The sequence below is a fragment of the Citrobacter amalonaticus genome, from assembly GCF_037053465.1.
GTDB lineage: Bacteria > Pseudomonadota > Gammaproteobacteria > Enterobacterales > Enterobacteriaceae > Citrobacter_A > Citrobacter_A amalonaticus_H.
In genome coordinates this window covers 21055-34650 of sequence record NZ_JBALIF010000023.1, presented here as the reverse complement: position 1 = coordinate 34650, position 13596 = coordinate 21055, and the positions used below count along the sequence as shown (strand labels likewise).

General features: G+C 47.9%; 9 protein-coding genes and 3 pseudogenes. All 12 read right to left on the bottom strand.

The features are described from left to right. Positions 1–403: 403 nt before the first annotated feature. Positions 404–2101 (bottom strand): annotated as a pseudogene (locus WB371_RS22260) (type VI secretion system Vgr family protein); the annotation flags it as partial. Between the two features lie 1372 nt (positions 2102–3473). After that, positions 3474–3917 (bottom strand): hypothetical protein, encoded by a 444-nt coding sequence (locus tag WB371_RS22255; protein ID WP_336222165.1) that lies wholly within the window; start codon positions 3915–3917, stop codon positions 3474–3476. Positions 3918–3932: 15 nt separating this feature from the next. Next, on the bottom strand, positions 3933–4367 hold the full coding sequence (locus WB371_RS22250) for a hypothetical protein (protein WP_336222164.1): 435 nt from the start codon (positions 4365–4367) through the stop codon (positions 3933–3935). Positions 4368–4372: 5 nt separating this feature from the next. Further along, positions 4373–5104: a hypothetical protein gene (locus tag WB371_RS22245; protein WP_336222163.1), complete on the bottom strand. Its 732-nt coding sequence runs from the start codon at positions 5102–5104 to the stop codon at positions 4373–4375. 49 nt (positions 5105–5153) lie between these two features. After that, a pseudogene (locus WB371_RS22240) lies at positions 5154–5249 on the bottom strand (hypothetical protein); the annotation flags it as partial. A gap of 105 nt (positions 5250–5354) precedes the next feature. Then, a pseudogene (locus WB371_RS22235) lies at positions 5355–6389 on the bottom strand (phage late control D family protein); the annotation flags it as partial. Positions 6390–6421: 32 nt separating this feature from the next. Continuing rightward, complete coding sequence (locus WB371_RS22230; RefSeq protein ID WP_336222162.1) at positions 6422–6808, bottom strand: hypothetical protein; 387 nt, start codon at positions 6806–6808, stop codon at positions 6422–6424. Continuing rightward, positions 6805–7506, bottom strand: a complete 702-nt coding sequence (locus WB371_RS22225; RefSeq protein ID WP_336222161.1) for a hypothetical protein — start codon at positions 7504–7506, stop codon at positions 6805–6807. The genes WB371_RS22230 and WB371_RS22225 overlap by 4 nt, the downstream gene beginning before the upstream one ends. Before the next feature lie 317 nt (positions 7507–7823). Next, positions 7824–8282: a hypothetical protein gene (locus WB371_RS22220; protein WP_336222160.1), complete on the bottom strand. Its 459-nt coding sequence runs from the start codon at positions 8280–8282 to the stop codon at positions 7824–7826. Continuing rightward, on the bottom strand, positions 8267–8737 hold the full coding sequence (locus tag WB371_RS22215; RefSeq protein ID WP_336222159.1) for a glucosaminidase domain-containing protein: 471 nt from the start codon (positions 8735–8737) through the stop codon (positions 8267–8269). Before WB371_RS22215 ends, WB371_RS22220 begins: the two co-directional genes overlap by 16 nt. A gap of 23 nt (positions 8738–8760) precedes the next feature. After that, positions 8761–9525 (bottom strand): TagF domain-containing protein, encoded by a 765-nt coding sequence (locus WB371_RS22210; RefSeq protein WP_336222158.1) that lies wholly within the window; start codon positions 9523–9525, stop codon positions 8761–8763. After that, entirely contained in the window at positions 9525–13397 is a 3873-nt protein-coding gene (tssM, locus tag WB371_RS22205) for a type VI secretion system membrane subunit TssM (RefSeq protein ID WP_336222157.1), read from the bottom strand. The genes WB371_RS22210 and tssM overlap by 1 nt, the downstream gene beginning before the upstream one ends. Positions 13398–13596 lie beyond the last annotated feature (199 nt).

The following is a 13596-nucleotide window of genomic DNA, read 5'->3' as shown; positions in this document are numbered from 1 at the left end:
GTGCGGGTTTTTGCGTCGCCTCGCAGTTCCACTGAATGGTTCCGGAGTCACCATTCAGGGCTTTTTCTGCCTGAAATTCGATATGAGTTCCCTGCAAATAGATACCGCCATCCTTGTCAAGGACCACTCGCGCTTTACCGCAAACCAGTTCAAGCTGGTCATCCGCACTGTACACACTGGTTTTGCCAGCACTCTCGCGGATATGCTGCCCTGCGCTCAGACGATAGATTTGACCGATATCAGCGCTGTACTGCTGACCTACCAGCAGTTTTTTGGTCAGCCCAACTTCTGCGGCCTGAAACAACCCGATGAGGGAATTCATAGCAATACCGATGTTGCGGCTGTAGATAACGCCGATATTCATCATTTTGTTGATGCCGGTATTTTCGACTGCATTCAGATCTACCGTCGACGTGCGGTTTTTGCGGATATTGATACTTTCATTCAGATCAACGGTTTCAGTGCGGTTTTTATGAACGGTGACGGTTTCGTTACCGTCAATGGTTTTACTGCGGTCATTACCGACCCAGTGGCTTTCATCATGTTCGACTTCGATGCGCTGATCTTTTTCGGCGTGCAGCCAGACTTCTTCCTGACCGGGTTTATCTTCAAAGCGCAGTGCGTTTGCGTTGTCGTAACCGCCGGTAACACTGCGGCTGTATATGCCGCTCTGGGTAGCGTTATCTGGCAATCCCCACGGCGGCATGGTGTCCTGGTTGTAGGTGCGCCCCACGATGATGGGTAAATCCGGGTCACCGTTTTTGAAGTCCACCAGCACTTCCTGGCCGATACGTGGGATCTGTATCATCCCGAATCCTTTACCCGCCCACGGATAGCTGACGCGGATCCAACAGGAGCTGTTCTCGTCATTCTTGCCGTAACGATCCCAGCCAAACTGCACCTTCACCCGGCCATATTTGTCAGTCCAGATTTCCTGGCCTGCCGGGCCGGTGACGATGGCGCTCTGCGGGCCTTTGGTGTGAGGTTTGCTCAGTGTTCGCTGCGGTCGGTAGACTTCACTGGTGGGGTGGAGTTCGAATGTAGTGGCATAGGTAAAGTGCTGATTCTGACCACTGTACTGCGCGTTGTCACGTACAGACAATGTAGCCTGTGTCAACAAGTACTCTCGGTTCACGTCCGCCGTAGGGTGATTCATCAGCGTGAACGTATAACCCACCATCAGTGTGCGGATGTTACCGCCGCCATGCCCCCGACTACCAGGACTGCGTTGTTCTTCCATGCGGATGCGCGTCAGCATCTCACCTTCGCCCTTGTCGAAGTAATCCCCCGGCCATTCGTAATGCTCGTAGCTGGCATGACCGGTTTCGCGCGGGTTTGCCACGGTGTTTGCCAACAATGAGCGTGGCTTCATAAAATCGAAGTCGTCCAGCACCCACTGCCCGGTCCGCAGACTTTCATTGGCCGTAATGGTGTGGATAAACTCCTTATCCAGCTTCAGTCCTTCCTGGTGCCATTCCACTACTGGCGAGTCCGGACACGCTTTGTGGGCGCTGATAGCATCGGACAGCACCAGGGTGTGACTGTCCTCGCTGTGCTCAAACCACCAGTAGATGCCCCATTCCTGCATCAGCCTCTGGATAAAATCAAAATCGGTTTCACCGTACTGTACCTGCCAGGTACGCGACGGATAGTTTTCCACCAGTCGCTTTTCCACCGGATACGGGTATTCGGCCAGGACTTCATCAAGAATGTCCACCACGGTTTTATTCTGGAAGGCTTTATAGTCGCTGGTGTGGGTCAGTAGTTTCAGCCACGGCTCAATACGTAATTCGTACACTACCGAACGGCCTTCATACCCAGCAACTCTTGCTGCTGTCACCAACCCGCTGATATGCCGTTTTCCGCCGCCATCCAGTTCGATATTGACGCACAGGTCTTTGCCCACCATGGGTTTAAGCGGCAGGTTGGCAGCCGGGGAGACGTAGCCCTGGTTCAGGGTATCCGGGGTTTTAAGTTGTACAGTGTAGGAAAACAGTTTTCCAAGCCATTCTGAGCCTTTCAGACTCGCAAACAACAGCATCTGTGGCGGTACCGCGCTACCACTGACGGTAACGTTATGTGCGCCTGGCACGCCGGACACTCCTGCGGCAACTGCCGATGCAACATCCTCTGTAGATATAAAACTCATATTATTACTCCTTTAATATCGGGAAAAAATAGCTATAATTTCATATTGTCATATCCATACTGGAACTAGTATATGTACTATTAAACCCCCGAATCAGCAGACACTTTCAATTCACATTAAAATCATCTTATTTTCTTAAAAACGAAAAAAAATCAGTGGAATGCAAATTAAAAAACCAACAAAGGAAACAAGAGCTAAATTATTATGTTCAGACAGTAATTTCTTCGCGAACCAAACACATTGAGAAGGAGTGAAATCGCCCCCCGAACTTACTGTCTCCGAAAAATTCACTGCAAATACAACATTAAAATAAAGCATCAGAACATAATAAATTACACAAATAAATATAATACCCCCCAATGAATCCAGAATTTATTTTTCATTATATGAACTTCCTGATAAGCCATCCAATGTGCCTCCAGAATAGGGCGTTTCAGTCCCACTAAAGCCGAACCCTCCGCCCCCATTATTTCACCACTTGAACCCTCTGCTGAAGGTTCTATATTTCCAGAATTGTAATATTGCTACCTGAATTCACTAGTCATATCCATTACCTGCATTGATGATAAATCAGCGTTCTTTTTAACAAGATATCGCAGCAATGAATATGGGACGTGAAATCGATTTCAGTATCTACAGAGCGCTGTAATGAAGCTCCCCCTACTCCTGGTGACAGAGAAGTTGGCAACATTTATTTCGTTTCAAAAAGCTTTGAGTTAGAATATTTAACCTCGACAATAGAATGCGTTGTACTATTATTCCCTGTCAACTCATAGACGTCAATCGTGCGGCCCCGTGACTTTGTTGTTCCTGTCATATTTTCAGATGGAATAGCTGGTTTTGCTGCATTCCATAAACCCTCAAATAATTTACCCACCAATATCGGATTAGCATCATTGATTTTTCGGGAGGATTACCAGAGTTCTGGGTCTCACCCCATAAAAACACACCATTCAGTATTTTATTATCTTCAGATTTACAGGCACTGACGAAATTATCCATTACTACCCCCCAATTATCTCATTCTCAGACATAACGCCCCTAGGGCCATGGCAAGATTACGAAGTTTTATAACACCATAAAAATAAAGTTTAAGAATGTCATTTCACAAATATTGATGCTGTTAGATTATAATTAGAGAAAAAAATAATTAAATTACCAATTTGGTAAAATAACACTCATTAGATATACAAAAAACGCAAATAGAACAAAAAACAATCTTTTCGTGCTATTCCCCTGACTAATACTAGAATTCTATAAAGGTTAACTCGAAGTGTTTTTATCCATATACCGCCTGCCATTTCTGGCCCCCCACCACCTTCACTTAATCAGGTGAACCAATTGAATTTAGTTTAACAAATACAATGTTATTTTTTTCACCAATATATACACCATCATCTCCCCAGTGAATAACCGCCCACTGGTTAGTGTCAATATTATTACAAGTATTAATTTTTCCAATAGACCCTAACTCTTTTGGTATATAAATTCTTCCATATAGAGGTTTGAGTATGTATATATTTCCTGGATATATAATTGCGAACACATCTTTTATACATGATGAGTTAGACAATGGGAGTTCATTGTTGATATAAATATATGCAGATAAATGAATTCGACCATAATTATGATGACTGATTGTTATTGCATTTCTTACAATATTAAATTTAGAATATAGCTCATGATTATATCGTAAGATCACTAACAGAGCCAAAGTGAAAACCCCCCCCATGAAAATAGAGAATATTAAGCATAATGATTTTTTCATATTAATTTCACTTAATTACTTTAAGGATGAAAATGATTGTCTACTTAAAAAATACATCCCTCTGCCAAATTCAACCCCATTATTTTTCCATTCAATATCTCCCCAGTTATTTAATTTATCATTGTCGCATATATCATCAACCTTCCCTATCACACCAATATTATAGCTATTTGTGCCGAATAGATTTGGCTTGCGAATATAAATTACAGCCTTTATATCACTTGGTTGTTTTGCAATACAAATTGCATCGAGATTTGATGCGGGTATTGGTTGCGCTGAATAAACATAAACTTTATAATTTTCATATTGACTAACTGCTATCAAATTAGACATGATGGATACTTGGTTATAGAAATAAAAAAAAATAAAACCAATAGACATTATGGTTGTAGCAAAAAAGGAGCCAAGAAAAACAAAAAAAGAATTAAAAAATATTTTTTTCATATTCATATCACTCACCAATAGTCTCGTAATGGAATAGGATAAAGATGCTTATCTGGATGAATAATTTCATTTTTGCGCCAAACATATTTATGAGTATACACTCCAGCAATGTCAAAGTCCCTGGCCATTCCATAAAGATTTAAATATCCAAAGTTCACATCAGACCATGTTTTATCGTTTATGATAACACCTTGCCTAAGATTCCAATTATAACGATCCTTCAGTATAAAAGTAAAATCCATAATGTATAAGACATCATCTTTTTCTAATGATGATACATTGACAGAAGCTTTCCCCCAATAAGCAAACCCACCTAATGAATAAAAAATGTTTATATTTCCGGGTTCTAATCTGGAAATAAAATCAATATTAGACATGTCACCATGTCTGGCATAAGCCGATGTTATGTTGTAAGTAGCATCAGGCTTTAACTGCTTACAAAAATTTTTTGCATCTTGCACTTCATTATCATATATTTCTTTACAATAAGATGAATCCATGAACGCTTTTTCATTAAATTCTAATAATTCACCTGTATTTTCAAGATAATGTTCTAAGTTTTCAACAGCATCTGGTGCGAAAAACTTATTTAACCAACTACCAATTAATTCACGACGTACTTCCATAATAAAGTAATCAGCATTTTCAGCCTCACTTCTTCTGGGAGTAACACTGCCCCACTCACCTACACCATTATCAAATATCACTTCAGGATCGTTAGTCCCAAATATATATTTATCCATAATTAACTCTTGTGAATATCAACAGTTCTATAACACCACCAAGGCAAGATTACGAAACATCGCACCCCGCAAGGACTGACGCAAGGTATTTCCTGTCCATTGCCGCTTTTCGCATCTTTTTTCTCAATCCCACTTTAAACTTTTTGCGGCTGCCAAAAACATTTACCTCCTGATAATTATTTCACGGAATACGCCATTTTCTGGTTTAATATCCACACTATCTTCCGATGTAGTTATTCATCTGTACACCCGGGTTTGCCACGGTGTTTGCCAGTAGCGAACGCGGCTTCATAAAATCGAAATCGTCCAGCACCCACTGCCTGGTCCGCAGACTTTCATTGGCCGTAATGGTGTGGATAAACTCCTTATCCAGTTTCAGTCCTTCCTGGTGCCATTCCACTACTGGCGAGTCCGGGCACGCTTTGTGGGCGCTGATAGCATCGGCCAGCACCAGCGTGTGACTGTCCTCGCTGTGCTCAAACCACCAGTAGATGCCCCATTCCTGCATCAGCCTCTGGATAAAATTAAAGTCGGTTTCACCGTACTGTACCTGCCAGGTACGCGACGGATAGTTTTCTACCAGTCGCTTTTCCACCGGATACGGGTATTCGGCCAGGACTTCATCAAGAATGTCCACCACGGTTTTATTCTGGAAGGCTTTATAGTCGCTGGTGTGGGTCAGTAGTTTCAGCCACGGCTCAATACGCAGTTCATACGTTACCGATCGCCCCTGTTGGCCTGCCACCCTTGCAGAAGTCACCAGCCCGCTGATATGCCGTTTTCCGCCGCCATCCAGTTCGATATTAACGCAAAGGTCTTTACCCACCATCGGTTTAAGCGGCAAGTTGGCGGCCGGGGAGACGTAGCCCTGGTTCAGGGTGTCCGGAGTTTTAAGCTGTACAGTGTAGGAAAACAGATTTCCCAGCCCTTCTGAACCATTCATACCCGCAAACAACAGCATCTGTGGCGGTACTGCACTGCCGCTCACAGTGACATTATGAGTCCCTGATCCGCCAGAAACACTGGAGGTAATAAAAGAAGCTGCATTCTGTGCCGTGGTAGCCACCTCTATACTTGCAGCTGTGGCTGCCACCGCTGCTTTCACCAGCCCTGATGGCTCTGGTAATGTACCAAACAGTGACTCTACCGCTTGTTCTGTTGTTCCCGTCTCACCTGCGGCAGCGGAACCGGCACTAACACCGCCGCTTTCACCGGCTGCTAGTGGCGTACTGATAGCTGGCCCACCATTCCCAACAGATTTATTACCCATAGATACAAAACTCATGGTGTTAACTCCTTTAATACCAGAATACCGGATTAAAACTTAGCTCCCGGAGGCCAGAAAATATAAGATACAACTCTCCACTGCCCATCTTTATAATGAAACCAGCATGTCAGATTTAAGTCCTCCCGCAAATGCCAGAATACCTCCTTAATGGGAATATTTTCGAATTCTTTACTCGCTATAGGATAAGTTTGATTCAAGCCAATATTATACTCACCAACAAATTCATGGCGTGGCCTTATAAAAATATGAGTGGGAATACCATATTTTTTAATATAGGAAGCATCACTATCTCCGTTCTTTATGTCGTTTTCCTCATAATATCTAGTGGATTGAGAAATCACTGATGACTTGAAGATATCTACCGTAACTGCGTATATTAGCGAAAGAAAAACGACTATGACACATACTATTTTCATTTATTTACTCTCAATAAAGTGAACCTAGTATCAGGAAGTATTACATTCAGCATTATAGTTGAGTATTCAAGATATCGTTCCCGGAGTTCCATTCCCATATTCATCAGCCCACTAATATCCCCAACATATGGCGACGAAGAATCATAATCATCATCAATATAACCAAGCACATGCCCAACTTCATGAGGTATATTTACTTGCAATGTATTATTGCAATTGGTGCATTTCGCTACTTTTTCCAAATCTGCTGAGTCAATATGAACTGTGCTGGCCTTGAAATCGACATATGTTCTTAAATCAGCACCGGGCAAAACTTTTGTTGCAATCACTTGCCAATCCTCATTTTGAGAAACTGGAATTATTCTTACATCGAAAGGCAGGGGTTTCCCCTTGAATTTTTTAGCAAACTCGGATTCACCCGAAACAGAGTAGGTTATTTTTCCATTCCATTCTTGTTGAGTGGACAAATACACTGCCCTCATAAAAACAGCCTTCTCCCATACAGTCCAGTCATCCGTCACAGTCTGGTCTTTATACCATTCATACTTCCACCTTATCACCACCGTAATAGTACCAGTATTTTTATTTAATAAATATGTTCTCCTGTCGTCATGGTAAGAAACAATATCGCCGTCAACTTCTGTTTTTGCATAATACTCTGCCAACGGACTGTTTTTATCATATTTAATTTTAGACATATTTCCCTCATAAAATACCACCTAAACAACCACATAGAATATCGCTACGCCTGTCATTTATGGGTATCCGCCAGAAATGCAAGTACGAAATATGACGTTCCTTTATAGGTAAAGTTATAGCAAATTCTCCCTCTCTTACTTCTTAAGTACCAGAAAGAAGTGGGGCACTATTTTGCACAGCTATTTAGCATTAGCTGCAATATTCAGAGGCATAAAAATGTCATAATTACCATTCTGCCTATCTCAGTGCATCTCCAGGCAACCCTTCACTATTTCCCCACAAGAATTTAGCCTTAGATATACCTTCACGAATATGGTTATTCATCCGTACAGCCCAATCCTCTGCGCTGGACCTTTTCATCTGAAAATGTCACACCTGTTTTTTTCATTATTTCTGTTTGTATATTTTTTAGTTCCGGGAAGGATATTCTTTCACATGAGTATTCCTCCCATATATCTCCCGTTTTGGGGCTGATTGAAAATAGCCCCCAATACTCTATAGCACCTGCGGCTGGCGTATCATAACCCACGCTCATTTCATGATAATAGGGTCCGGACGGCCGCAAATCATCATCAATAAAAACTCCGGGCAATAACATATTGTATTTCTCATGTTTTAATGAAAAAACCAGCAATGATTGCGCCTGTCTTTTAGTTAGACCATTCTTTTTTATTTTTGCTATATCAAAATGAGGTATCTCAGAAACAGTCACCCATGCATAGCACGTTGCAGAACCTGTCAGAGCAATCAATAAGATGATTAAATTACGGAGCACTGCATTCTCCTTTTTACCATATTGATAACATCTACAACCTTATTTACGTAATTATCAGTCCCGCCACTTTTACTGCTTCCTGTATTATAACCAGCATTGACCAAAGCTTCGACGAAAGCTCTAGGCTCCTTTTTACCTTTGACAGCGCCGCCAAAACGAATAACAAACGAACGAGCACTCATTAAAAAAGAAGAATATGTAGCCACCCAGACTGTAGAGCTTCCCTGTGGATGAACTTTACTGGATTGTAAGGGAGCAGGGCCATGCATAGAAAAATAATTATTATATTCACTGGCAATACGACCTTTACCATACTGACTTTCCGAAGCAGCTAACCCAAGAATATTTTCCAGAGGGGCATCAAGCTCTTTAGCAATTAATTCACAGTCTTTCAGGTGCTCCTGAACAAACCTTACCGCAGCAACGCTATTACACGCTTTATCATATGAACCCATTTCTCATCCCTGCCCTGTTGTTATCACTCTTCTTTCATCAGCCGCAACGCATCCACATATCGCCCTTCGCTGTTCTGCTGCCAGAACCAGCCTTGCCCTTGTTGCGCCTGCGCCAGCATTTTTTCCGGCCAGCCCGCCCACGGCAGGTGGCGCACGCCTGGTAGTTCGACCACTGGCGCATCAGGCAATCCGGTCAATTCCCGGCTGCGTTGCGGCACACGACGCAGCCCGCGAAGCCACTGTGCCCAACGCGGCCCAGGTTGCCATAAAGACCATAATTGATCGGCCTGCTCAGACAGCCGACCGCGTCGTGCCGTCTGTGGCGATATATGCTGCACAGCCAGCCTTGCCAGCCAGTACAGCCAGCCCTGCGTTTCCGGCAGTGTTTCTTCCAGCCATTCCCGCCCGGCACGCTGATATATCACCAGTGGCCATGGTCTGCCCACGCTGTCGCGCGAAGCCACCAGCACCCCGGTCAGCCATTCATCCCGGCTACCCACAGGCAAAAAATCCGGCGACAGTACAAAGCTCCACGGCAGCGGATGATGCAGTTCCTGCACCGGAGTTTCACGCGGTGACAACCGCATCCAGCCATCATGCTTTTCACTGGCATCGGCCTGCTCTTGCGGCTGCACGCCAGGACGTCCGTGACCCAGCCAGATTTGTCCGTTCAGCCAGGCCTGCCACGCTTGCCCCTCTTGCGCACTCACCCGCCAGCGTACGTAATCCCGTTGATCCGGCAGTTTGCCAAAGATCGCCGGAGCCGATATTCCCGCAGTCCGGCGCATTACAGCGTTCTCCCCGGACAACTGAAATTCTGCAACAGACCCCGGTTAACCGGATCGAAATCCCGCCCAGCGGTGATTTCCAGCACCACCCGCCGTCCGTCAAAATCGTACTCCACTTGCTGCGTTCCCCGTACCGCCGTCTCCTGCGCCTTTCCGGCGTCCAGCAGGTGAAACAGCGCCCACGGCCCTCCGGTCAGTAGCGTGGAAGTGTCCTGGCGGATGCGCGGACTGGCGGTGATTTCCGCCATTGAACCATTGCGCGGCCCCGGCCAGTTCACCGTCAGCGGGCGATCCGGGCCGTGAGCGTAGCGTAGCACCTGGCCGTCAATATCTATCACCAGTTCAGTAATGGCTGGATCCATTTCCGCCACGCGGATTTGCATCGCCCAGGAGAACTTTTTACCACCATCCCCGTTAAAGAATACGCTGCGGATCTGTTTTGCCTGCTGAAACGGCGTCAGATCCGGCCCCTGTAACGTCATGTTGCCTTCGGTGGGTTTGTAGCGCCACGGGTTGCTGGCGGTGTCCACTATCGGCACCAGTTGTTTGCTCCAGAACGCATCCAGCACGCCGCCTGTCGCGAAAATACGATTAAAGTCTTCCGTACTGACTTCCTGCGGGCTGTCGGCAAACGGATAGCGCCCGTCAATGGCATCACGGCAGTCGTCGCCAATCACTGCTTCCATCTGTGCGTTCAGTACCTCGCCGGTTCCGGCGTTGATTTTGCGCGTCCCCTGCTGCGTCAAATCCAGCAGGATATTTTTCAGCGGTGCAGGCAGTTTTGCCGCCTCAAGTTGCAGTTTATCCGCCGCACTGATGCGACCCGGCAGGGTACTTGCCGCCAGCGCACTGTCGGCAATGGTGAGCTGGGTGTAATACTCGTTGAGCATGGTCAGCAGCGAATTGAGCTGTGTTGCTCCGCCCCCCTGCCCGGAACTATCCCCATGCCCGGACACCACTTCGCGCAGCGCGGCAAAACGGTCATCCACAAGGGTTTTCTCGAGCCGCTCTTCCGGGTGGATATCCTGAAACAGTTTCGCTGTTTGCGCGGCATTGCCGGATAACCTGTCCTGCGCACGCTGCGCCAGTGCTTTCTGTTTTGCCTGTGCGTCCAGCGGCGGCACCAGTGTCGTTTGCTCCACTACCGCTTTTCCGAGCCGCATCAACGGTGAGTCCGGTGACGCCAGGGTTCGCAGCACCTGTAAGTCATACGCAAGACCTGAACTGCCTTCCTCTCCGGCGCTGTTGATGCTGTGGATACTTTCCAGAAAGTCCTGCCAGCGGCGGGCGTATTCCGCCAGGTAGAGGCGGCGTACTTCGCGGGTGACCGCCAGCTCCTGGCCCGGCAACTGCTCCATCAGAGCGTCAGCTGTTTTTTTTTGCGCACTTTCCCGCCCCATCACCCAGGCGTCGTCGTCTGATGCGGCGGCGACAAACTCCGACAGCCGTTTGTCAAACAATTCCCGGTAGCCTTCGCGGGTGAAGATACCCGGCACCCCCCGGTCCAGCGCCGCACCATCTGTGCGCACAAAGACCGTTCCGGCATCCGCACCTACCGCGCGTACCAGCGTGAACTCCTGCGGTGCTTCGCTCTCCATAGAAGCCAGCGCCCGCGCATAAATGCGCTCGGTACTGGTATGTTTGTCCAGAAATGCGCGCGCCTGGCGGATGAGATCCTCGTCCCGGTCATAAGGCGAATGTACCACCCGGCTACCATCAAACAGGGCCTCGATATGCTCCAGTACGGCAGCACGCCCGCCAAATTCCGACACGCTGTCGTTGTTTTCCAGATCTTTGAGTACCCATGTCTGGATCTCCGCCGCGTTGTATTTATCCTCATGATCCTTATCCAGATTCAGTAGCAGATAGACACGCAGGGCATCATATGCCGCTTTACTGTCCTGGCGACCGATGGCGTCCGCCAGCACATATTCCATACGTTTCACCAGTGGCGGTAGCAGCAGTTGATCCAGCAGGCGGTCATACAGTGACGCCACGCTGCCTGTCACTGGCGGTACACTGTATAACCCATAACGCCAGGCCAGCGGGGGGGAGTCCGGATCCAGCCCCGGCCAGGCAGAGAGCGCCCGTGCCTGGTTCAGTAATGCAGGAACCGGCTGCATGGCAGGTTTTCCGGTATAAGTTTTGACATCAGTAGCCAGCCGGGTAGTACGCGCACTGACCTCTTTAAGATAACTACCATTACCAAGCAGGCTGCCCTGCATTCCCTGCCACAGCCAGACGGCCAGCGCCAGCACCAGCAGGTGTCCGCAGGTACGCAACAGGCGATAACGCCAGGCCCACTGGAGATTAGGTTCCACCAGGTGCGCTTCGCGGAAAATAAACCGGGTCAGCAGATCGTGCAGAAAATAGCTGCGGTTGCCGTCAGGTAGAGCATGTGTATGGGAAACCGCGCTCTCACCACGGGCGTTTCTTATCGCCCGAACAAAGCGCTGCCAGATACTCATCTGGTCAGCCACGACATCCGCCTGCGCCTGTGCCGCACTGGTGAAGAACACCCCCCGCAGCGTGTTGTGCAACTGGGTGGCATCGAATTTTGAATCAAGGAAGATCTGGTCAATCGCATCCAGCAGCGGTATGCCCAGCGCGGCAAATTCGCGTGGGAAACCATACAGCCGCTGACGGCTATGCAGGTCATACTCTTCCTGTAACCGGGTATCCAGCCCCTGATCCAGCCGTAGCGTCAGACGCGCCAGTTCCTGCTCGCAGGTAGCGTGTAGCGCCTGTGGGTCGTTCGCTTTACGCCTGCGGCTGTAGGGCAACGCGAAACCCCAGACCTGCGCACGGAGATGGCTGGTCAGCGCCCGGAAATACTCCGCAAAGCCCGGCAGCAGATCCATTTTGGTGACTACCAGGTACACCGGGAAACGAATACCCAGTGTCTCGCGCAGTTCCGCCAGCCGCGCGCGCAGCGCAGCACAGACCGCCAGGCGCTCTGTCGGAGACTGCGTTGTCAGATCTGCCACGTTCAGCGTCAGGATCACACCGTTCAGCGGTGCACCTGGTCGGTATTTACGCAGCAGGTTGAGAAAGCCCAGCCACTCCCCGGCGTTACGCTGGGATGCGTCTCCTTCACCGCCGTCATCATGGCGGGCATAGCGCCCGGCGGTATCAATCAGCACCGCCTCGTTGGTGAACCACCAGTCACAGTGCAGTGTACCGCCGCCCGGTACGGTCAGGATCCGCGAAGTCTGCTCCATCTGTTCTGCCAGTGGGAACTGTAATCCGGTATTAAGCAGCGCGGTGGTTTTGCCATCTCCAGGACTGCCCACCACCATGAACCACGGCAGTTCGTACAGGAAACGCTTGCCTTCAAATATCTTGCGCCAGCCGGGTATATCTACCCGCAGTTGTTTCAGTTGCCGGACCGCCCGCGAGACAATGTGGTTGACGGTCCGCAGATCGGCTTTGATTTCCCCGGAAACCGGCACATCGTCACCGCGCGGATGCAGGAAACGACGCAGTAAGTGTTCATCCACCCGCAACGCTTGCCACAGCCTGTACAGGCCATACAGTGCGTAAACCAGCAGGATCAGACTAATCAGGGTCAGGCGGATCCACAGTGGCGCAAACGGACGTACCTCGCCAAATGCCAGCAGCGGCGAGATAAATCCAATGACCAGACACAGAATACTGACGCCGATAATGCTCATCGACCAGTTGACCAGCCACAAGAGCAAGAGCATCAGCAGCAAGGCAATCGTCACTACACGGCTACCAACCGAATCCAGTGGATGCAGCGCATCAAACGATACCAGCGGCCCGGCAAACCAGACCAGCATTGCCAGCAGTATGACTCCGGCAATCGCCAGCGCGCGGCGGGAAAAAAGCAGACTGAGAAATTTTTGCATTATTGTTCAGAACTCCATATTGTAATCATCAACAATAAAAGGCCAAAAGCTGAAAATATTTTCCCAATTCAGAACAAACGAAACTAATGGTAATTTTAAACATCACCAAACCCCAAAATTAAACACCGCAGAATCATTTTATTTCCATCATTCTCAACAGCATTGTTATTATTTGATTCATACTCAGCAGGCCTCATAA

What these genes read in the sequence shown, in the direction of transcription:
- WB371_RS22255 (WP_336222165.1), bottom strand. Translation starts at nt 3,917, where the DNA reads ATGAAAAAATCATTATGCTTAATATTCTCTATTTTCATGGGGGGGGTT.
- WB371_RS22250 (WP_336222164.1), bottom strand. Translation starts at nt 4,367, where the DNA reads ATGAATATGAAAAAAATATTTTTTAATTCTTTTTTTGTTTTTCTTGGC.
- WB371_RS22245 (WP_336222163.1), bottom strand. Translation starts at nt 5,104, where the DNA reads ATGGATAAATATATATTTGGGACTAACGATCCTGAAGTGATATTTGAT.
- WB371_RS22230 (WP_336222162.1), bottom strand. Translation starts at nt 6,808, where the DNA reads ATGAAAATAGTATGTGTCATAGTCGTTTTTCTTTCGCTAATATACGCA.
- WB371_RS22225 (WP_336222161.1), bottom strand. Translation starts at nt 7,506, where the DNA reads ATGTCTAAAATTAAATATGATAAAAACAGTCCGTTGGCAGAGTATTAT.
- WB371_RS22215 (WP_336222159.1), bottom strand. Translation starts at nt 8,737, where the DNA reads ATGGGTTCATATGATAAAGCGTGTAATAGCGTTGCTGCGGTAAGGTTT.
- WB371_RS22210 (WP_336222158.1), bottom strand. Translation starts at nt 9,525, where the DNA reads ATGCGCCGGACTGCGGGAATATCGGCTCCGGCGATCTTTGGCAAACTG.
- tssM (WP_336222157.1), bottom strand. Translation starts at nt 13,397, where the DNA reads ATGCAAAAATTTCTCAGTCTGCTTTTTTCCCGCCGCGCGCTGGCGATT.